Annotated in this window: 23 protein-coding genes; 5 read left to right on the forward strand and 18 right to left on the reverse strand. The window is 72.0% G+C overall.

The features are described 5' to 3' along the window. The first annotated feature begins 284 nt into the window (after nt 1–284). Nucleotides 285–1,364 (forward strand): helix-turn-helix domain-containing protein, encoded by a 1,080-nt coding sequence (locus tag CC117_RS25020; RefSeq protein WP_071088280.1) that lies wholly within the window; start codon nt 285–287, stop codon nt 1,362–1,364. Here CC117_RS25020 and CC117_RS25025 read toward each other — a convergent pair. The 6 genes from CC117_RS25025 to CC117_RS25050 all read right to left on the reverse strand — a co-directional run bounded on the left by CC117_RS25025 (nt 1,318) and on the right by CC117_RS25050 (nt 4,596). Continuing rightward, nucleotides 1,318–1,539 (reverse strand): hypothetical protein, encoded by a 222-nt coding sequence (locus CC117_RS25025; RefSeq protein ID WP_071088282.1) that lies wholly within the window; start codon nt 1,537–1,539, stop codon nt 1,318–1,320. The two genes, CC117_RS25020 and CC117_RS25025, sit on opposite strands and share 47 nt — an antisense overlap. Nucleotides 1,540–1,575: 36 nt before the next feature. After that, nucleotides 1,576–2,130, reverse strand: a complete 555-nt coding sequence (locus CC117_RS25030) for a non-canonical purine NTP pyrophosphatase (protein ID WP_071088284.1) — start codon at nt 2,128–2,130, stop codon at nt 1,576–1,578. Between the two features lie 448 nt (nt 2,131–2,578). Beyond that, nucleotides 2,579–2,818, reverse strand: coding sequence for a hypothetical protein (locus CC117_RS25035; protein WP_071088286.1), 240 nt, complete (start codon nt 2,816–2,818; stop codon nt 2,579–2,581). A gap of 196 nt (nt 2,819–3,014) precedes the next feature. After that, on the reverse strand, nt 3,015–3,530 hold the full coding sequence (locus CC117_RS25040) for a transcriptional regulator (protein WP_071088287.1): 516 nt from the start codon (nt 3,528–3,530) through the stop codon (nt 3,015–3,017). 113 nt (nt 3,531–3,643) lie between these two features. Beyond that, entirely contained in the window at nt 3,644–4,156 is a 513-nt protein-coding gene (locus CC117_RS25045; protein ID WP_071088289.1) for a hypothetical protein, read from the reverse strand. Continuing rightward, nucleotides 4,153–4,596 carry a hypothetical protein gene (locus CC117_RS25050; RefSeq protein WP_071088291.1) on the reverse strand — a complete coding sequence of 148 codons (444 nt, stop codon included), beginning with the start codon at nt 4,594–4,596 and terminating at the stop codon, nt 4,153–4,155. The genes CC117_RS25045 and CC117_RS25050 overlap by 4 nt, the downstream gene beginning before the upstream one ends. A gap of 291 nt (nt 4,597–4,887) precedes the next feature. Between CC117_RS25050 and CC117_RS38235 the strand changes: the two genes are divergently transcribed. The 4 genes from CC117_RS38235 to CC117_RS25070 all read left to right on the forward strand — a co-directional run bounded on the left by CC117_RS38235 (nt 4,888) and on the right by CC117_RS25070 (nt 8,609). Then, entirely contained in the window at nt 4,888–6,213 is a 1,326-nt protein-coding gene (locus tag CC117_RS38235; protein WP_071088293.1) for a hypothetical protein, read from the forward strand. Nucleotides 6,214–6,311: 98 nt separating this feature from the next. Next, nucleotides 6,312–6,746: a hypothetical protein gene (locus CC117_RS25060; RefSeq protein WP_071088295.1), complete on the forward strand. Its 435-nt coding sequence runs from the start codon at nt 6,312–6,314 to the stop codon at nt 6,744–6,746. A 54-nt stretch (nt 6,747–6,800) separates the two neighbouring features. Beyond that, a complete protein-coding gene (locus CC117_RS25065) occupies nt 6,801–7,634 on the forward strand; it encodes a DNA-processing protein DprA (protein ID WP_071088297.1) in 834 nt (277 codons plus the stop codon). A 111-nt stretch (nt 7,635–7,745) separates the two neighbouring features. Then, the gene (locus tag CC117_RS25070) at nt 7,746–8,609 is read left to right on the forward strand and encodes a DNA-processing protein DprA (protein WP_084132746.1); all 864 of its coding nucleotides are present in this window, start codon (nt 7,746–7,748) and stop codon (nt 8,607–8,609) included. A gap of 375 nt (nt 8,610–8,984) precedes the next feature. On the opposite strand, the gene CC117_RS37580 is transcribed toward CC117_RS25070, so the two are convergent. From CC117_RS37580 to CC117_RS25130, 12 genes are all read right to left on the reverse strand, one after another. Then, nucleotides 8,985–9,782: a hypothetical protein gene (locus CC117_RS37580; protein ID WP_157905453.1), complete on the reverse strand. Its 798-nt coding sequence runs from the start codon at nt 9,780–9,782 to the stop codon at nt 8,985–8,987. 115 nt (nt 9,783–9,897) lie between these two features. After that, entirely contained in the window at nt 9,898–10,134 is a 237-nt protein-coding gene (locus tag CC117_RS25080; RefSeq protein ID WP_071088301.1) for an LOG family protein, read from the reverse strand. Then, on the reverse strand, nt 10,113–10,751 hold the full coding sequence (locus CC117_RS25085; protein ID WP_071088303.1) for a DNA-processing protein DprA: 639 nt from the start codon (nt 10,749–10,751) through the stop codon (nt 10,113–10,115). Before CC117_RS25085 ends, CC117_RS25080 begins: the two co-directional genes overlap by 22 nt. Nucleotides 10,752–10,847: 96 nt before the next feature. Then, nucleotides 10,848–11,222 (reverse strand): hypothetical protein, encoded by a 375-nt coding sequence (locus CC117_RS25090; protein WP_071088305.1) that lies wholly within the window; start codon nt 11,220–11,222, stop codon nt 10,848–10,850. A gap of 387 nt (nt 11,223–11,609) precedes the next feature. Then, nucleotides 11,610–11,915 carry a hypothetical protein gene (locus CC117_RS25095; protein ID WP_071088307.1) on the reverse strand — a complete coding sequence of 102 codons (306 nt, stop codon included), beginning with the start codon at nt 11,913–11,915 and terminating at the stop codon, nt 11,610–11,612. A 174-nt stretch (nt 11,916–12,089) separates the two neighbouring features. Next, entirely contained in the window at nt 12,090–12,857 is a 768-nt protein-coding gene (locus CC117_RS25100; RefSeq protein WP_071088309.1) for a hypothetical protein, read from the reverse strand. Nucleotides 12,858–12,945: 88 nt separating this feature from the next. After that, nucleotides 12,946–13,704, reverse strand: a complete 759-nt coding sequence (locus CC117_RS25105) for a hypothetical protein (protein ID WP_071088310.1) — start codon at nt 13,702–13,704, stop codon at nt 12,946–12,948. A 96-nt stretch (nt 13,705–13,800) separates the two neighbouring features. Beyond that, nucleotides 13,801–15,519 (reverse strand): VWA domain-containing protein, encoded by a 1,719-nt coding sequence (locus CC117_RS25110; protein WP_071088312.1) that lies wholly within the window; start codon nt 15,517–15,519, stop codon nt 13,801–13,803. A 115-nt stretch (nt 15,520–15,634) separates the two neighbouring features. Then, nucleotides 15,635–16,777 (reverse strand): AAA family ATPase, encoded by a 1,143-nt coding sequence (locus tag CC117_RS25115; protein WP_071088314.1) that lies wholly within the window; start codon nt 16,775–16,777, stop codon nt 15,635–15,637. Between the two features lie 94 nt (nt 16,778–16,871). Then, entirely contained in the window at nt 16,872–17,369 is a 498-nt protein-coding gene (locus CC117_RS25120; RefSeq protein WP_071088316.1) for a hypothetical protein, read from the reverse strand. 11 nt (nt 17,370–17,380) lie between these two features. After that, nucleotides 17,381–17,668, reverse strand: a complete 288-nt coding sequence (locus CC117_RS25125; protein WP_071088318.1) for a hypothetical protein — start codon at nt 17,666–17,668, stop codon at nt 17,381–17,383. A gap of 76 nt (nt 17,669–17,744) precedes the next feature. Then, nucleotides 17,745–18,020: a hypothetical protein gene (locus CC117_RS25130; RefSeq protein ID WP_131803135.1), complete on the reverse strand. Its 276-nt coding sequence runs from the start codon at nt 18,018–18,020 to the stop codon at nt 17,745–17,747. Nucleotides 18,021–18,351 lie beyond the last annotated feature (331 nt).

Genomic DNA, 18,351 nt, shown 5'->3' on the forward strand with positions numbered 1-18,351 from the left:
ACGCCGTCACGCCCAGATCCCGAGAGACCACATATGGCGAGGGCGTTCGCTACGCAGGTGAGGGCAATCGTTTCCGCAGCGAGGGATACCTGCCTGCCACGGCGATGGCATCCGTCTCATCGTCACGGATCGACACCTTTCCGATGCGCTACGGTCGCGCTGCACGTGCAGTGCGCACATGCAATGTCACGGACCTGCCCCGCCGCGACACCCGCACGTTCACCTCCTGGAGGTGCACGAGTCGGACCCTCTTTTTGCTTGCAAGCAAGACGTACGGAGGCGGTGTGAGGATCTCCGAGCTGGGATTCGACAACCTGGACGACTTCTCCGAACAGGTGTGGCGCACCGTGGCACGCCACCCCTACTGCAACATCGACATGCTCRCCGAATGGCTGGCGCAGCCCGAGCCCGTCGTCGAAGTCGAAATCACCCGGCTCGTCGAGGCCGGGCTCCTGCGCCAGGTCGGCCGCCAATGGGAACCCCAGGACCCGATCAAAGTCCTGCAAACCCRCCACGCCCAGCAGGAAGCCGCCCTCACCGCCGAACGTGCCAGGATGGCCGAGGAACGCGCCCAGCTGTACCAGTCCGGGCTCTTCGGCGACTATGTCGCCGGCCGGCAACGCACCGGAACCAGCACCGGCGTCCAGTTCCTCACCCGCGACGAGATCTTCCACTGCATGGCCGAACTCACCGAACAGAGCACCGCCCGCGTGCGGTTCCTGCAGACCGGACCCCCACCCCCCGGCCTCGGCGGCAACGTGCCCGATCTTCTGGTCCCCGCTGCCGCACGCGGCGTGCAGATCAGCAGCGTGTGGAGCCCGACCGCGCTCGCCGCCGCCCAGCGCCGCCAACCCACCCGGCGCCTACCCCCCATGGGACGCATCCAGGTTGCCCCGGCCGTGCCCATGCGCACCATCGTCTGGGACGCCACCGCCGCGCTCATCCCTGTCCGGGACGACGACCTCGACGAAGGCGGCCTCGTCGCGGTGGCACCCACCCTGGTGCGCGCCGTCACCGAGATGGTCACCAGGATCGAACAGACCATCCCCGCCCAACGCCACCCCGTCGGAGCCGAGGAACCGGCCGCGATCCGCCGCCAACGCGCGCTACTGCTCCTGCTCGACCGCGGCCTCGACGACATCCGCGCCGCCCGCGAACTCGGTGTCTCCGACCGCACCGTCAAACGCGACGTCGCCGATCTCTGCCACCGCTTCGGTGTCCTCACCCGCTTCCAGCTCGGTGCCGCAGCAGCCAGAGCCGGTTACCTGCCCGGCCAGCCCGGCAGGGCCCACGCACGGCACCCTGCGGCGCCGCCGGCTACCGCCGGTACTCCCACCGTCGGGTCACAGCCGCTACCGCGGTGAGCATGAGCACCGGGAACAGCAGCAGAACCCCGCCGAGCACGGCCTGGCTCACCAGACGGTCCCGCAGCGACAGCGAGCCGGCGTCCGTCATCTGACCGGCAAGCACAGCGAAGGCCGCGGCCAGGACAACGACGCACCCGACCAGGACAACGACGCACCCGACCAGGCGCAGCACGCTCGAACGAGGATGCGCAGTAACACGAGGCTGGGACTAGGAGCCGCAGAGCCCGAGGTCCTTGCGGAGGGCGTCGACGGCCAAGCGTCGGTGCGAGATCGCGTTCTTCTCCGCGTCCGACATCTCCGCGAAGGTGAGGGTGCTGCCCGCGGGCGCGAAGACGGCGTCGTAGCCGAAGCCGCCGCTGCCGCGCCGCTGTGTGGTCAGGACCCCGTGAACGGTGCCGGTGAAGACCCGGACGCCGGTGGCGTCGCAATAGCCAAGAGCCGTCGTCGCGGTGGCTCTGCGGTCGGTCAGGTCTGCCGCCATATCGAGCAGGCCCTGGTCGCCGACGGTGGTGAGGAACCAGGCGACGAGAGCACCCGGCAGGCCGTTCCAGGCGTGCAGCGCCAGACCGGTGTCGTCGACGAGGACCGGGCTGCGTAGCTTCGCGTAGGCGTCCTCGGCTTTGCGTTCGACCACCGCCGCGACGTCGAGGGACTGGATCTCGATGAGGTCCGCTCTGGTCGCAGAGACCTCAACACCCAGCAGGCTGGCGTACTCGCGGGCCTTACCTGCGTTCCCGGTGATGAGCGTGACAGGGTCGATCATGCCTACCTCGTTCCAAGGTGATCTCAGCGGGCTGGCGTGGCCGACGGTGGTCGCAGTTCCCGACAGCCCTACCGCTGACCGGTTCCATCCGCCACGTGCATTCGTTCTACGAGATCATCGGTGGCGGGTCCGTCAGGCCGAGCCCGGCCGTCCGCTCGCCCGGTCATCGGCACCATCGACGTGCGGCCTCGGCAGGCGGGGTGGGCGTTGCTGTTCCAGACCGCGCAGGTGACCGAGACCGGAGAGTGATGTCGCCGAGGGCGCGCCCTGGGGAGGGCGGCAGCGGGACGAGGTCGGCGTAGTCGGGAACAGCGCTGGCGCCCAGCTGGCTGGCCAGGGCCGTGAGGGCAGGCCGATGTCGATGCCGACGCGTCGGGGCGTACCCGCAGCCCTGTCCGTACCTGCATGGCGTTCAGGGCCGGACGACGCGCACCGCGACACCGCGGGCTCAGCGTTCCGCTCGGCAGCCGTGCGAGTTCGTCTCCGATGTGTCCGGGTTGACGGCGAGGCGGTACTCGCCGATCCCGGCACCGATCTCCTGGGCGGTCTGGCGCTGCTCGACGCGCTTGACGTGCCGTTTGTAGCCGAGCCGGCCCTGGTGCGCGGTCTCGGAGCAGCAGCCGGCCCGGCAGCAGGACTGCCCGGCGACGCCGTGGACGTAGAAAGCCTTGCGGCCGAGCATCTTCATGGTTCATCTCTTTCCTGTCACAGCCGACTGCGGCCGCCCGGGCCCGCCCGGTAACACACCGGCTGGTCGGGCCTGTGTCCCCGGGATCCCGGGGACACAGGCCAGGGGGCGGGGCGGAGCCGATGGTGGGTTGCGGCGCGGGGGAAGAGTGGTCCTGTATACGCGGGGCGGGGCGGGTCCCGTGCCCCGGGGTGGATCAGACGGTGTCGGAGGGGTCCGCGACGTCGCTCGTCGGGTCGAGCGCCTTCCACTGCCGGAGCATGTCGAGGAGCTGGTTGCGGTCGGTGTTGCAGAGGGTGGCGAGAGCGCGCAGGTCGTCGTGGCGGATTGAGAGGACCCGCCCGGCGTAGTCGCCGCGCTCGCCCTGGATCCCGGCGACCCAGCGGCGCAGCGGCCCCGCGTCCTCGGCCTGGACACGGGCCAGTGCGGGCAGGTTGAGCACGACCCGGGCGGTGCGCGGCGGGAGCGGGTCGGGACGTCCGTCGGGCAGGAAGGCGTGGAGGGGTACGTCGTAGAACGCGGCCAGCTCGCCCAGGTTCTCGACGCTGATCATGCGGTCGCCGCGTTCGTAGGAGCCGACCGCCGCTGTCTTCCACCTGCCGTGGGAGGTGGCCTCCAGCTTCTGGAGGGACAGGCCTTGCTGGATGCGGATCGCGCGTAGTCGAGCTCCTACCTCGCGGGCGTACGCACGGGTCTTGGTGGTCGTGGTCATGGTTCCTCCCAGGACATGGGTGAGGATCGGGTACGGGGCTGGGGGCGGGCCGCGGGCCTTCGCGCGGAGGGTGTGATCGAGTCCGCTGGTCCTGCCGTGTGGCGCCGTGCCGGTCAGGGGTCGCGGGCCTGGCGGTCCGCAGCGGCGATGATGCGGATGAGGGGAAGGTCGTCGTCCGGTATCCCGCGGACGGCCTCGCAGGCATGGGTGTAGGCGCGTACGAGGTCGTGGTGGAGATGACCTTTGGTCCATGTACGAGTGCCCTGCTGTTTCGTCTGGACACGGAACGCACGGGCGTAGAAAAGACGGATCAGGTCGCCGGGGACGTCGGTGTCCTGACCGTCGGGGGTGGTCGGGCCGGTAAGGAGCGCATCACCGCGCAGGATCTTCTGGGGTCGGAAAGGGCGGGTGTGGAACGCCGCGAACACGGTGGCCCGCTGGTTGCACGGCCGGGAGGAACGGATGTCTGCGGCGGGGAGGTAAAGGCTGCTTTCCGGGTTGGTGAGACTCACCGGATGCAGAATCCCGCCGACAATCTTTTCCATGGCGGGAAGGTCGGCAGGGTCGATACGACGCTGGTGGATCGGGCTGGTCGGGCCGGCCGGAATCACCAGGATGGTGATCACGGGCTGTCCGGCGGCGGCGTCGGGTCGCCGGTGGGCGGGGTGGCGCCGTCGGGGCGGTGGGTGGCGTAGGGCCAGCCCCGGGCCCGTAGCCAGCGGACGGCGACGCGGGCGCTCCCCTGGGACAGTCCGACGCCGACGGCCATGGGGACAGCGGCCCACACCGACCAGGTCCCGGCGTCGTCGCGTGCGACGGGGACGGGCGTGAACGCGGCCAGGATCGCCATGATGATCAGTTCGTGGGGTGTGCCGGGGCCGTAGCCGGCGGACCAGTCCACTGCCCGGCGTCCCGGTGCGCTGTGGCGGCGGACGTACAGAAAACCGTTGTTGATCTCGACCGCGAYGTGGGCGTGCTGGTAGACGTCGGGTCCACTTCTCGTCTGCCGGAATCCGTGGTCCGCGAGGAAAACGGAAAGGTCGAACGGTGGCGGCGGCGGGTTCATGGGAGACCATTTCTGCGCAGGGCGCGGGCGGGCGTGCGAACGCCTGCTACGCGCGGGGAACGAGGGGAAGGCGCCCGGACCGCGTACGCGCCTGGCGCGGTGGTGAATCCCGGGGGTGCCAGGCACCGTAACTTGATCAGATTCGGTCCAGCAACGGTTTCCACCCAATCCCCGGGCAGTGATTCATGTCACTGGCGATGGTTGATGGATATTGCTGGCTGGATTCGGTCGCATCGAGATACAGCTGATTGCGCACCCAGAAATCCGCACCCGAAATGGGGGTCGAGAACAATGGCAGACGACGAAATACCCGCCGTCGATCCGGACGCCGCACGTGTCCTGGAAATCCTGCGGGACCGCGGGGGTCCCGCGACCGCGTCGGAAACACGGGTCGCGGCCGGGATGACGGTCGGGCAGCTACGGCCGGTGTTCGACCGGCTCGTGGATGCCGGTCTGGTCGTGGCGTCCCGCCGGGACAGCGTCCCGGGCCGGCCCTGGCAGTGGGCCCTGGTCCCCGTCCCGGCCGGCACGCCCGGAACGGACGGCGCCGCACCCGACGAGCCGCCCGCCGACACCGAGCCACCCATCGACACCGGCGCACCAGGCGACGGCGACGGCGACAGCGACGGCGACGGCGACAGCGACAGCGACAGCGACAGCGACAGCGACAGCGACAGCGACAGCGACAGCGACAGCGACAGCGACAGCGACGGCGACGGCGACGGCGACGGCGACGGGCCGATGATGACCGCGCCCGGCGGGACCCAGGACACCTCCCCGGAGCCGGAGCCCGCAGCGGACCCCGAGACCCACACGCCCCCTGACGCGACGCGGGAACCGTCCACCGATGCCTCCAGTGCAGAGGTGGCGGCGCCGAGCCTCGGAGTCGCTGCCGAGAACACGGCTGACCCGGCCTTCCCGCCGGTGCCGGGCGCCACGCAGACCGAGGCGGAGTCCAGCCCGGCCGTCGCCGCAGGCACGGCCCCGCCCCCGGACGGTCCTGGTCCCGACGCCAGCTCCGGCCAGGGGGCGCCGGAACCGTCAGCGGTGCGCGACGACCCGGCCGGCGCGGAGACCACGCACGTCCCGGCGGGTGAACCCGCGGAGGTGTCCGCTGCACCCGCGGAGGTGTCCGGGCCCGACGAGGTCACCGGCGTCCCGAGTGCGACGGCGGACGGTCCGATGCCGGTCGAGGACGCCCCGACGGCCCCCACACCTACCGGCGGTGGGGGCGGCTGCGCGGCGTGGACCTGCCCGGAGCCGCGCTGCCCGGTACGTGCCGGCCTGGCACCCTCGGCCCGGCCGGCGCGGCGCCGCACCGCGAAGACGCCGGTGCCGGGCAGGGAGCCGACGGTGAACGCCGACGGGAAGCCCCGGTTGCAGTCCGGGGCGCTGACCGCACTCGTCCGGGGCGTTCTGGCGACGAACGCGGACGTCGCGATGAGCGTGACGGAGATCAGCCGGGAAATCCCGGGCCGTTCCTCCGGAGCGATCAACGCCTCCTGCGAGGCGATGACCGGCCGCGGCGAGGCCACCCTCGTCAACGGCAGGCCCAAGCGGTTTCAGATCACGCCCGCCGGCCGGGCACTCGCCACCGCCGACGTGACCGGCAGCTGAGCAGCCCCCCGGCCCCAGGCCTGGGGTTGTTCCCGGGCGGCGGGAATGCCGCCCGCCGCCCGGGATGTGGAAGCCCCCACCGACCTTAGGGAATCCTCATGACCAGTTTCTCAGACGGCCGGGTCCGCGCCGGGCTGAACGCGGACGGCACCTTCACCCTGACCGTGGACCCGACGGCCACCCGCGACGCGATCCTCGCCGGTCTGCTCACCATCCCCGCCGGCACCACCTACACCGGCACCCCCACCAGCCGCGGCGTCCCGGCCGTCCTGCTCCTCACACCCCCCGACGTCGGCGGCATCCCCGCCGCCGGGGGGTGGATCCCCCGGGTCCCGCCCGCCCACGACGCGGTCCCCGTGACCACGCACGACGCGGTCGGCGCCGCGATCACGACCCTGCTCGCCGCCGTCGTCCTCGACCTGCCGGGACTCGCCGGCCGTCCCGAGAGCTGGGCGTTGCACGACGCCCTCGGCCGGCTCCTGCGCGGCCACTGGGACGACCCGGGCCCGTGGCGTTCCCCCCACCCCCGCTGACCCCGCCGCCGTGCCGTCCTCCCCGCGCCCCGGCCCCCGTGAAAGGCCATCCCGATGAGCGTCGATGAGCAGCGGCTCGCCCGCGCCGCCCTGACCGCCCTGCCCTCACTCACCCCTGTCTCCGACGGCCCGGACCGTACCGATCCGGTCGAGGTCTGGGCGCGTCTCGCCCCGCACCACCCGGGTATCGATCCGGCCCGGCTCCTCGACGCCGCCTCGGCAGGCGGCTGGCGACTGCTGATCCCCGGCGATCCCGGCTGGCCCACCGCCCTCGACGACACCGCCGGTGCTCCGGCGGGGCTGTGGGTACGCGGCAGCGGTGACCTGCCCACGCTCACCCGCCGATCCGTGACGGTCGTCGGTGCTGTGGCCGGCACCGACTACGGGGCACGGATCACCCGCGACCTGGTCTGGGACCTCACCACCCCCCTTGCTGCCAGGCCCGTCACCGTGGCTGTCGGCGGCCTCATGGGCGGCATCGACGCCACCGCCCTGTGGGTCGCCGTGGCGCACCGCCGCGCCGTCGCGGTCCTGTCCTCCTCCCGGGTGCTCACTCGCTACACCCGCACCCTGTTCGCGGACGTCGCCGACGGTGGAACGGTCGTCTGTCTGGCCCCACCCGGCACCTCACCCGCCCTCGGCCACCACACCGCCCGCATCCGGCTGTTGGCAGCGCTCACCCGCGCCACCGTGCTGGTCGAGTCCGGCCTCGTGGGTGACGCGTTCAAGACCGCTCGTACCGCCCACCTGTACCGCCGCCCGGTCCTGGTCGTACCGGGCCCGATCACCTCCCGTCTCAGCGCCGGCCCGCATGCCCTGCTGCGCGACGGCACCGCCCGGCTGATCACCAGCGCCGCTGAGGTGTTCGCGGCCCTCGACCGCAGCTGACCCGTCCGGAAAGCAGCGGGGCCGCAGGCAGCCCGCGTGCACCACCGCGGCCCCGCCCTTTCACCGGCCTGCCCGATCACAGACCAGCCCCCGACGTCGACAAGGACCGTTGTGACTGACCCGCTCCGCCGCGCCTGTGCCGCGTTGACCTCCCTGCCCCCGACCCGCGATCGTGCCGAGGCGGTCCGCCGCCACGGCGCGGTCGCGGTGTGGGACCGGCTCGCCTGCTACCACCCAGGCCTCGACCCCGACCGCGTCCTGGAGCACGCCACCGAGATCGGGTGGCGCCTGCTCATCCCCGGCGCCCCGGACTGGCCCGACACCCTGAACATCCCCGACGGGCCGGTCGGGCTGTGGGTCCACGGTGCCGGGAACCCACGCAGCCTGCTGTCCCGGGCGGTGACCGTCCTGAGCGCCAAGGCGGGCAGCGCCTACGGCCGCACGGTCGCCGTCGACCTCGTCCATGACTTGACCGGACCGGGCGTGGGTGGCGCTGTCACGATCGTCGCGTTCGCGGGTGGGAGCGTCGCGGAGAGGGCCGCGCTCACCTCCRCCGCCCGCGCGCACACCGCCGTCGCCGTCGTCGACACCCCCCTGCGTATCGACGTCCACGACCAGCGCCTCCTGCGCGAGGTCACCACCCCCGGCCCGCTGCTCGGCGCTGTCGCGGCCCGCGGCGCGGTCGTCAGCCCGGCAGCCCCCGGCACCCTCGTCCTTCCCCAGCGGGTCCGGGCCCGCGTCGATCTGCTCGCCGCTCTCGCCCCCGCCTGCGTACTGATCGAAGCCGGCCCCGACGACGAGATGCCGCTCGCCGTCGCGTTCGCCGCCCACTTCCGCCACCGCCGGCCGCTGTTCGCCGTCCCAGGCCCGATCACGTCCGCGCTCAGCGCCGGCCCGCTCACCCTGCTCCGTGACGGCGCTGCCCGTATCGCCACCCGCGGCGACGACCTACGCCCCGCCCTCACCCCCCACTAACCCCTGCCGGGCCCGGCCCCCGCGCCCGTGCGCGCCGGGCCGGCCCCCGTGCCCCGTAACGAAAGGTCTTCTCCGTGATGTCCACCGGTTCCGACGCGCAGCGACGCGCCCGCGCCGCCCTGACCACGCTGCCCCTCGACCGTGCCCGTCATGATCCGTGGTCCGGTCACGGTCTGGGACACCGTCGCCGGCCTGCGTCCCGGGCTCGATCCCGCACTGGGACCTGGAAGGAGAGACCTGGCGGCTCACCTACGACAAGGTCCGCGACCACCGACCCCGCCCCTGACCCCCGTCACCCCACGCTGATGGCCCGCCTCTGCGGAAACCGGAGAGGCGGGCCATCGCTCGTCGGGCGGTCGTACCACCGGGGCTAGGTCAGGGAGCGGGCGATCCGGCCACGGAATGCTGTGGCGGGTCAGCACGGACCGCGGCGAGCAGGAGTGCGGCCCTGTCGGTGGAGCAGCGGTGCCCGCGTTGGCGGACACCACGGGCCAGCGCGGTCCGGGTGACCGGTCGGCCGTGGCGGGCCAGGTCCACCGCGACCGCCCGACCGGCCGCGAGAAGCTCAGCCGGCACACCTGGCGGTCGCGGCCCGGTCTCCCCACCGCCCTCAGCCCGATCGGCACAGCGCGGCCCGGTCTCCTCGGTCCGGTCGGTCCGGTCGGTCCGGTGGGGGTCGGTGGGGGTCCGGTCAACGGGCGGTCGGTCCGGTCCGACGGGCGGGGTGGTGCTCATCGCCGGTGCCGGCCAGGTGGGTCGGGTGGCTTTGAGTCCGGCGACCAGACCGAAGGCAGCGACCGGCCAGAGCGCCATCGTGGGTACCCATCCGCCCGCCGGACCGGTCAGGGCGTCGGGTCCGGCGGCGGTGAGGTTCGCCGCACCGGACATCCCGACCCCGGCGACCAGAGTGATGACCGGCCAGCGGATCGGAGCGCCGGCGCGCCTGCGGTGGCGGATCTCCACGATGGACGCCAGCGCCATCAGCTCGACGGACACGGCGATGAGCCAGGCGGCCCAGTCGGGTTGTCCGGCCCACGCCGCGACGTCGTGCACGTGGACGAACGCGACGCAGAACACCCCTACCCCGAGTGCGACCGGCAGCGCCGCGCCCAGGACCTGTTCGGCGCGTCCACCCCGGCCAGGTGACCTGCCCGGAGCGGATCCGGCCCGCACCCGGTCACGGTCGCTACTGGCCGCCGCAGGAGCGGTGAGGCCACCGGTCACGCTCTGGCCGGGAGTGAGGTTGGTGGTCGTCGTGAGTCTTCTCCGTTCTGTGCTGTGGGGTGAGCTAGCCGGCGGTCAGCCGTGCGGTGATGTCGTCCACGGTGACGGCGGGAACGGCGAGGCCGCCGTGGAGAAGCTGGTGGCATCCCCCGTGGCGGCGCACGGCCAGACCAGGACCGGCCGGAACCGCCATCACGACCCGGCCCCGACCGTGGGCAGCCCGCGCGAGGGCCATCGCCTGCCCCTCGGTTCCCACTTCGATAACCAGCAGCGTCGGACTCAACGCGCCGAGCAGCGCCATCCGTATCTCGAGCCAGCGGCCCTGCTTCCCCGTGCCGGGCCCGGCCGGTGCCAGTGGTGCGGGGAGAGGCTGAGCACGACACCTCCGGTGGCCACCGTGGCGAGCAGGCTGCCGTAGCGGGTGAAGCACGCCATCGCCGACGAGGTGAGCAGCGCGATCGTCGGGCCGTGCGGCGCGGCGCTGTTCAACGCCTGCAGCCCGATCCCCGCCAACACAGGCGCGACCACGGTGACCGGGGGTGTGGCCGTGACCAGCCCGTGGGCGAGGCGCCGCGCGTGGCCCGTGCCGTGCGTGCTGGGGCTACCGGTGCCAGTGACCGTGACCGACCGGGCCGTCAGGGCCGCGAGGTGGCCGCCGCCGCGCGCCCACAACGCGATCGGCATGCCCCGCGCCGGGCTGAGGGTGGCAGGCCATTCCTCGTCGCTGGGGCAGAGCAGCCGCCAGCCCGCGGTGGCGTGGGTGGCGAGCAGGTCGTCGGGGTCGATGTCCGACCCGGCGGACACGGTGCGCCACACCGCCTCGGCGCCGTCGGTGTGCACGGCGGTGTCGCGGGCCGGGTCGGGGGCGAGCAGGGCCAGCGCGGCGCGGGCGCGGCGCTCGGCGGGCGGGACAGACATGCACAACGCCTTTCGCGAGGATGCGCAAGCAGATAGGGGCCGGCCCTCGGGGTGGTGCGCCCGGTGTTCGGGCGCACCACCCCGGGGCGGGGACGGTCAGGCGGACGGGCCGGCCGGCTGCGGGTCGGTGCCGTCAGCGGGGCGGGCTCCGTTCCCGGCGGGCGTGGCGGGCACCGGCTGGGGGGCGACCCACGGGAAGTGCAGGCTCAGCGGCGTGCCGGCCGGGACCGTGCGCGGCTGGGACACCCGGTGGTCCGCGCGCCACGACTCGACGCAGTGGGGGCAGATCGTGCTCGCGTGAGGCGCCTCGTAGTCGACGGTGTCGTGCGGCCAGTCCGTGGGTGCATCGTCTGGGCACCCGTCGGGGAAGAACGGAACGAGATCGGCTGCGTTGAGGAACGGGTTGTCGGGATAGTCACCGGCCTCACGAAGCTCTATCAGGACACGGCCGGTGACATCAGAAACATGCATCGGGAAAGCTCCGTTTCACAGTGGGTTGGTGTTTCAGTTTCCGGCGCCCCGGCGCATACCGGGGACTGCCGGGATACGCGCCGCGCGTATCGGACCGAATGTCGGATAGCGGCGCGCGGTGGAATCGTAGCTCGCCGTACCGGCACGGCGAACAATTTTCGCATTACCTTTCGGGAACACGGAAGGTGCGTACACGAGAAGGCCCGTCGTTCAGGCTTTTCCTGGGGGACGCTCGAATGTGTATCGAGAACTCGCCTTGGCGAGAGTAGTGCTTCAGGTTTCTGTGGTGCCGGTGCCGGGCGGTGTGACTGCCGGCCGATGTCGAAGTGCCCGTGGCCCGCGCCCCCGGGGGCACGGGCCACAACGCGGGCCCGCGGAGACTGGTTGTCAGTGGGGAGCCCAGCCGAAGAACACCCAGCCGCTGATCGCACCCGTGTCGTCTCCGACGGGGATGGCACCCGCCGGACCGGCCTTGTCCTCATAACGGGGGTGGTTGAGCAGGGTGCGGGCCCGGCGCTCCGCGTCCTCGCCTGTCATAGGCGTCGACGTGACGCGTGTGAACGTGTCCTTCTCCGCGATGGTGCCGGTATAGCCACGGCTTCCGTACTCCTCCTGGGCTTCCTCGATCGCCGCGCGGAACGCCTCGCGGGGGTCGACGATCGCCATCTGGACGATGAAGGGCTGCGCTCCCATGATGATCCTTTCGGGTTGTGGTCGTTGCCGCCGGTGGGACGGCGGACAGGGGATACTCGTGGGGCGGTGTACCGACGGCCAGACATCTCGCTGAGATACCCGAGGGGAACTCCGGATCCCGGCCGTTTTCTAGGCGGTGAAGGAATTCCGAACGAAGCGGGAGGGATGCTGGTGTTAGTCCACTGGCCATCGGAGCCGGCCGAGGACCCGGCGGGTGCACGCGCGGAGTCGGCGCTCGGTGTTGTCCTGGCCACGAGGGGTGGGGGGCGGGTTCCCGTCGCCGGCCGTGTCGCTGGGGGCGGGCGGGGGTGTGAGGGAGGTGAGAACGCGGTGGGCGTCGGCGATCAGCCGTTCGGCGAGCGGCCGGAGGGGGGTGTCGTCGGTGTAGAAGCTGCTCCCGAGCGGCCAGTGGTCCGCCGGGTGGGTGAGGAGCTCGCTCCAGCCCGCGGGGGTGAGCATGTCGGCGGTGGCCGACGAGCGGTGCCGGCGGTCCTCGTAGCGGTCGTACACGCGCACGACCCGGACCCGGACCGTGTGCTGGGACAGCTGGTAGATCCGGATCAGTTCGTAGCCGTGGGCGACGTGCCCGGAGGTTTCGTGCTGGAGGACGGCGACGCGGTCTACGTCCTCGTCGGGGCGGGGGAGGTGCTCCGGATCGGCGCGGTAAGGCTGCCCGGCCAGGCAGGCGTGCAGGTCGGAGTCCTCCCCGCGGTCGAGGGCGTCGAGGTCGAACGGGGCGGTGACGATCCACAGGTCGCTGCCGTGCTCGGCGCGGTCACGGGCCTGGTGCGTGGGGTCGTCGTGGCGGTAGAGGTCACCCGCGGCCAGGTCGACCGCCCCGACAAGGCCGAGCCGATCCCGGTCCTTGAGGTACGGCGGCGGTGTCTGCTCGCCGGTGGGCTTCGCGCTGGCGGTGCTGGGGGGTGTGGGGGGCCGGTTCATGGACGCTCCTCGAGGGTGTGGGGCGGTGGTGATGGCGCGGCCCGGGGCCGGCGGGGGTTGTCGCCCCGGGCCGGGGCGAGGGCTGGTGTCAGCGCTGGCTGCGGAAGGCGAAGACGAGGCTGCCGTCGGGCATCGCCACGGCGGTGATCCACCCGGCGTGCAGGGCCTCGGCGAGTGCGGCGTCCAGGACGAGGGATCCTCGTGCGGCGTCGGGGTGGTCTGCGATCGTGATCAGGAGGGCGGTTTCGTCGGAGTCGAGGGCCCAGCCCTCGGGCGGCGGGGCGGGGTGCGGGACGCTGTCGGTGTCGGGGCGGTAGCCGCCTGCGGCGAGCAGGTGCCGCAGCCGGGCGGGGCTGAAGCGGCGTCCGAGGTGGGTGTGGAAGCGCTGGCCGGTGCCGGGGTGGCGTAGGTGGAACTCGACGCCGAAGGCGTGCAGGATCACGCGGGTCTGGTCCGCGGGGTGATCCCACACGAAGGTGTCCGCCAAGCCGGGCAGGGGGAGCCAGCCCGCGCGGGTGAACCCTGCTTCGTCGAGGCAGGTGGCCAGGTCGAGGCTCACACCCCGGGCCGGCGTCGGAGCTGGTTCGAGCAGGATCACCAGCGGGTTTCCGGATGGGAGAAGGTTCGGGTAGGGGGCGCTGATGTCCGCGTCGCGGCGCCAGCGGGGCAGGCAGTCGGGGCAGACGGTGCCCTGGTGCGGGCTGTAGACCCCGTCGATCGGTGACCAGCGGGGCTCCGCCGCCGGGCATCCGTCGGGCAGGTACGGCACGGAGAACTCGGGGCGCTCAGCCCGGTGGGGGTCATCGGCGTGAGGGCGGACGGCGACACGTAGGCGGGTCAGGTCCATCGCGGGTCTCCTGGGCGATGCGGTGCGGTGCGGGAGGGGTGGTGTGCGGCTGGATCCCGGGCGCGGCCCCGGGGGTGGGACCGCGCCCGGGGCGGGTCAGGGGGTGAGGGCGCGCACCGCGGCGGTGGCGATGGCCTGGGCGGTGTCGTGGGGGGTCTCGCCCAGAGTCAGGACACGGGCGGGTGGGATCGGGGTGGCGTCCTGGTCGGGTGCGATCCACAGCAGGTGGCAGCCCGCCGCGGCGAGGYGGGGCAGAAGGATCTCGGCGCGGAGCCGTTCGGAGGTCTGGAACCGCCCATCGGAAATGATCACGAGCATGYGGGTGGCGCCGGGCTGGTCGAGTCTCAGGAGCCCGGTGAGGTGCTCGATAGCGGCGGTGGTTTCTTCCCAGCCGTCGAGGCTTTCGAACTCGGGGACGCGGGCGGGTGCCTTACCGGGGTGGGTCAGTTCCCGCACCTTCTGCCCGAAGATCACGGTGGAGGTGCGGGTGTCAGGGATGTGGGCGGCGGCCGTCGCGGTGATCCACGCGGCCGACGCGGCCGGCCGGGCGAAAGGCCTCATGGATCCGGAGACGTCGACAGCGATCCCGAGGCGCAGCGGGGGGTTGGGCACCCGGCGGCGTTGGGTGCGGGTGAACGGCCGGGCGGTCGGAACGGCACCGGCCGCACGCTGGGCGTCCGCCGCCAGCGCGCCGCGCATCCGCAGCCGCCCCGGCGGTGTCGCGGAGGCGACGGTGACCGGTACCCGCTCGGGAACCGAGGCGGCGCGCAGGCGGGCGGTCAGCCGCCGGGCTGCGGCCCGTTCCTCGTCCGTGGGGGTACGCACCCCCGCCAGCGCCGTCGCGCCGTACGGGAGACGGTCGTCGTTCGCGGCGATCTCCCCCAGGGCGGCGCTGATGGCCTGCGCGAGAGGGGTCGAGGTGGGATCTGCCGAGGTGGAGGGAGCAGGGTCGGGCTGCTCGGCGAGGAGATCGGCCCATTCCTGCCCGAGACGCATCATCGTGGCGGTGTCATCGTCAGCGCACTGGTGCGCCTCCCGCCAGATCCGCTGGAACTGGGCGAGGACATCCGCACCGAGAATCCCGGTGACGATGTCGCGGACCTGCCTCACCTCTCCCGCGTAGATGGTCCCGACATCGGCACGGGCCAGGAGCAGGGCGGCGGCGCAGGCAGCCGACGCGGGGCTCATCGGTGCATGGACGGCCGGGCCGGACACCGCCGGGGCCCCCGGCACGCTCGGACCGGCTCCCGCCGGGGCTGGCACGGTCGGATCGGGCGCCGCCGGGGTGCTGGGACCTGGCACCGTCGGGGCTGGCGCGCTGGGATCGGGGGTGGGCAGGAAGTCGGGCATGACGACCTCGCGGATGACGGCCCGCAGCCACCGGCGGCCGGTCCGGCGACGGCCGAGATACGCGGCTTCGGCGCGGGACTCCTCCAACAGCGCGGCGGCTTCGGCGGCCGGGGTGTGAGCCTGGGTGGGAGGCGGATCCCACCGGGTGTGCGCCGCGTGGGCACACTCGTGCACCAACGCGCCCCACAGGGCCGGGTACCGGGGCCAGTCCGCCGGGGTCAGGGGGTGCACCGTGGCCGGATCAATGGTGGGGGGCAGCAGGGCCCCATCGACTTCGATCGTGGCCAGCGCCGGGATCATCATCGCGGGTGCGCCGCGCCCCGCACCGGGGGCGCAGGTGACGACCAGATCATGGCGGTCCGCGAGGACGGCGACGGCGCGGGTCATGTCCGAGGAGATCCTCAGCCAGTCGTCGGTCGGGTCGATCCCGGCGGTGGTCGGGTCGTGGTGGGTGTGCGCGGGCACGGCAAACCTCCGTGGCGGGTGCTGGTGTGGGGGCGGGTCCTGGGTGGGGGTGGTGGGCGCGCCTTCGCCTGCCCACCACCCCCGCCGGACCGCCGGGAGGGGTTCCGGTGGGGGGTCAGACCTGGGGGCCCAGGGCGAGGGGGGTGAGCTTCATCCCGAAGGTCTTCGTGACCATGTCCGCGACCACGTCGCGGTCCTCGACCGGCGCGATACCGATCAGGTTCGCCGCTGCGGCGCGCACCCCGAGGGCATCCGCGATCTTTTGGAATGCGAGGAGTTCGCGGAGCTGCGGCGCCCAGGTCACGTCACCGGAGGCACGTCGGGTCGCCAGGTTCCGCGCCACCGTCACCGCCTCGCGGTTGATCTTGAGTTTGCGGGCCAGGTCGTAGTCCGAAGTCACCTCGACCTGCACCGAGAACCTGCTCGACAGCGCCTCGGTCAGGACCGCGCCGTGCACACCGGGGTTGTGTCCCGCGATCACGTAGAAGCCGGGGGCGGCTTCGATCGTCTCGCCCTTGTGCGCCTTCACGACGATCCTTTTGCGGCCGTCCATCGCGGGATACATCACCGCGAGGACCGCCGGGCTGATCAACGTGGCGTCGTCGACGAGGAGGACTTTCCCCTCCACCATCGCGGTGATCAACGGGCCGTGGACGAACTCGTACCGGCCGTTCGGGGTCTGGGTGTACTCCCCGATCAGGTCGGAGGTCTGGGTGTCCCCATCCCCGGCGATCGTGATCAAGTCGTCGCCGAACGCCGCTTCGATCAGCGAGGTCTTGCCGGTGCCCGGGGGGCCGTAGAGCAGGACCGGTACCTCCGCCGCCCGGAGCTTGCGCAACACCTCGACGTCGGGCAGGTCCGCCAGTTTCCTCGGGCGGTAGATCTGCCCGGACGGGCGGATGATCCCCCCGTCCGGCGTCGTCTCCGGCACCGCCGCAGGCCTCGGCTTCAGCGGTGCCGGGGCCGGTGGGGCCTTCGGTGGCAGAACACCGGCCCTGATCGCTAGCGCGTCGCGGGTGGTGGAGGTAGCGGCGTACCGGCGGGGCTTCGGGCTGGTCAGGGCAGCCTGCCCCTCCTCGGTGAGACGCTCCAGGGCATTGCCGACCGCGCCGGAGCTCCGTCCGAGCGCATTCGCGATCGTCGTAGGGCTGTGGGACCCGGCATGGTCAAGGAGGAACTCGGCGACGAGGCGATGCAAGGCGTACGGGGACAGGCGGGGCGCCTCGGCGGGGGCGGGGGTCGGGGCAGGGCTACTCATCGTGATCTCCAGGCACGGGGAGGGGAAGGACGCGGGGCGGGGTGGGGTGGCGTGCGGCGGCATCCGCACGCCACCCCACGGCGGGAAGGTCGGGCTACCGGCGCAGGGTCCGGCGGGAGCCGTGCTCGTCGGCGGCGGCCTTCTCGGTGGGAGCCGTCCCGTTGGTGACCACCAGGGGCAACATGGCGAGGTCCGGGTCCGCCCGCGAACCCTTGAAGATCATTTCTCCGTGGAGCAGGATGTCGAGTTCCTCGGAGTCGCTGGTGTCGGGATCGGTGTCGATGAACACCGTTGCGCCGCGGACGGGGTCCCATGCAATGCGGACCGTGATCCCGTTGGTGGTCAGCGCATCTGACGTGACGCCGACCGGGATGATCTGCTCGTCCCCCTGCCACAAGGGCTCGAAGATCTTTGYGTCGTAGAAGAAGATCTCGAGATCGACCGGGTCAGTCTGGTCCGTAGTCGCGGTGTCGATCGACACCGTCGCGGGGTGGGACGGGGTCCGCTCGATGTGGACCGTGACCCCACCGATGGTCAGGGCACCCGATGTGGTGATGGTCGGTGATGTCGGATGGGGACTGTGACGTGGCATGGCTGTTTCCTTTAGTGGGGGGTGTGGGTGCGGCCGAACGCTTCGGTGATCGCGTCGAGGTGGCCTTCGTGCCGGGCGTAGTTGATCCACTTCTCGGTGGTGCGGAAGGGCCGGACGATGGCGTCCTCGTTGCCGCGCACCTTCCGTAGCCCGGACGCGACCTGTTCGACGTCCAGGGCGTCGATGGGGTGCGGCGTCTCGGCGACGGTGTTGATTCCGGCGTCCGGATCGACCAGGTGGGCGTAGTAGAACCCGCTGGGATGCGGGAACACGGTGATCAGGGGGCGCTTCGCAGCCATCGGGGCCTCCGACGTCGGGGGTGGCGGCCGGTCCGGGGGTGCGCGGGGTCTTGACACCGCGCACCCCCGGACCGGGTCACCACGGGTGGACGCGCTCGGTGTGGACGGAGTCACCGTCGACGAGGACCTGCAGGTCCATCGCGTGGTACGGGTCGTCGTTGTGGATCTTCGGGGTGTCGATGAAGATCGCGGTTCCGGTGGCGGTGCGGGTGAAGGAGATGCGGATCTTCGGACCCGGCGTGCCCGGCGTCCAGGCCGCCATGAGGTTTCCGGCGGGCAGGGTCCACGATTCGAGGTGTCCCTCGGCGGCGGATCGCCGCGCGGGTCGGGGGCGTAGGCGTGGCATACGCATGGGGGGTTTCCTTTCGGGCGGGGGCACCGTGGGATGTGCACGTCCGGGCGCCTGTGGCGTTCCCGTATCCCGGTGGGTTTCGCGTTTCGCGTTCCCGTTCGGGCGGTGCGTTTTCGGTGTGGGACAACATTAACCTCGCCCATTCGCGAATGGGAAGCCATTTTCCATGACTCTTTAGGGAATGTTTTTGAAAAGAGTCATGGAAATGCGCTTGCCTGAACGGGAATGGCGAGCTATTCGCGTGCACACGCGGATAGGTAATGGGCGAAAAGAGTCATGGAAACGGGGATGTGAATGCCGGGGCGTCGAGATAGAATGGTGCTAACGGAAT

Origin of the sequence: Parafrankia colletiae (assembly GCF_001854655.1) — a bacterium.
GTDB classification, from domain to species: domain Bacteria; phylum Actinomycetota; class Actinomycetes; order Frankiales; family Frankiaceae; genus Parafrankia; species Parafrankia colletiae.

What these genes read in the sequence shown, in the direction of transcription:
- CC117_RS25130 (WP_131803135.1), bottom strand. Translation starts at nt 18,020, where the DNA reads ATGCGTATGCCACGCCTACGCCCCCGACCCGCGCGGCGATCCGCCGCC.
- CC117_RS25030 (WP_071088284.1), bottom strand. Translation starts at nt 2,130, where the DNA reads ATGATCGACCCTGTCACGCTCATCACCGGGAACGCAGGTAAGGCCCGC.
- CC117_RS25085 (WP_071088303.1), bottom strand. Translation starts at nt 10,751, where the DNA reads ATGTCTGTCCCGCCCGCCGAGCGCCGCGCCCGCGCCGCGCTGGCCCTG.
- CC117_RS25105 (WP_071088310.1), bottom strand. Translation starts at nt 13,704, where the DNA reads ATGGACCTGACCCGCCTACGTGTCGCCGTCCGCCCTCACGCCGATGAC.
- CC117_RS38235 (WP_071088293.1), top strand. Translation starts at nt 4,888, where the DNA reads ATGGCAGACGACGAAATACCCGCCGTCGATCCGGACGCCGCACGTGTC.
- CC117_RS25090 (WP_071088305.1), bottom strand. Translation starts at nt 11,222, where the DNA reads ATGCATGTTTCTGATGTCACCGGCCGTGTCCTGATAGAGCTTCGTGAG.
- CC117_RS25035 (WP_071088286.1), bottom strand. Translation starts at nt 2,818, where the DNA reads ATGAAGATGCTCGGCCGCAAGGCTTTCTACGTCCACGGCGTCGCCGGG.
- CC117_RS25065 (WP_071088297.1), top strand. Translation starts at nt 6,801, where the DNA reads ATGAGCGTCGATGAGCAGCGGCTCGCCCGCGCCGCCCTGACCGCCCTG.
- CC117_RS25080 (WP_071088301.1), bottom strand. Translation starts at nt 10,134, where the DNA reads ATGGCGCTGCTCGGCGCGTTGAGTCCGACGCTGCTGGTTATCGAAGTG.
- CC117_RS25060 (WP_071088295.1), top strand. Translation starts at nt 6,312, where the DNA reads ATGACCAGTTTCTCAGACGGCCGGGTCCGCGCCGGGCTGAACGCGGAC.
- CC117_RS25040 (WP_071088287.1), bottom strand. Translation starts at nt 3,530, where the DNA reads ATGACCACGACCACCAAGACCCGTGCGTACGCCCGCGAGGTAGGAGCT.
- CC117_RS25100 (WP_071088309.1), bottom strand. Translation starts at nt 12,857, where the DNA reads ATGAACCGGCCCCCCACACCCCCCAGCACCGCCAGCGCGAAGCCCACC.
- CC117_RS25125 (WP_071088318.1), bottom strand. Translation starts at nt 17,668, where the DNA reads ATGGCTGCGAAGCGCCCCCTGATCACCGTGTTCCCGCATCCCAGCGGG.
- CC117_RS25115 (WP_071088314.1), bottom strand. Translation starts at nt 16,777, where the DNA reads ATGAGTAGCCCTGCCCCGACCCCCGCCCCCGCCGAGGCGCCCCGCCTG.
- CC117_RS25095 (WP_071088307.1), bottom strand. Translation starts at nt 11,915, where the DNA reads ATGGGAGCGCAGCCCTTCATCGTCCAGATGGCGATCGTCGACCCCCGC.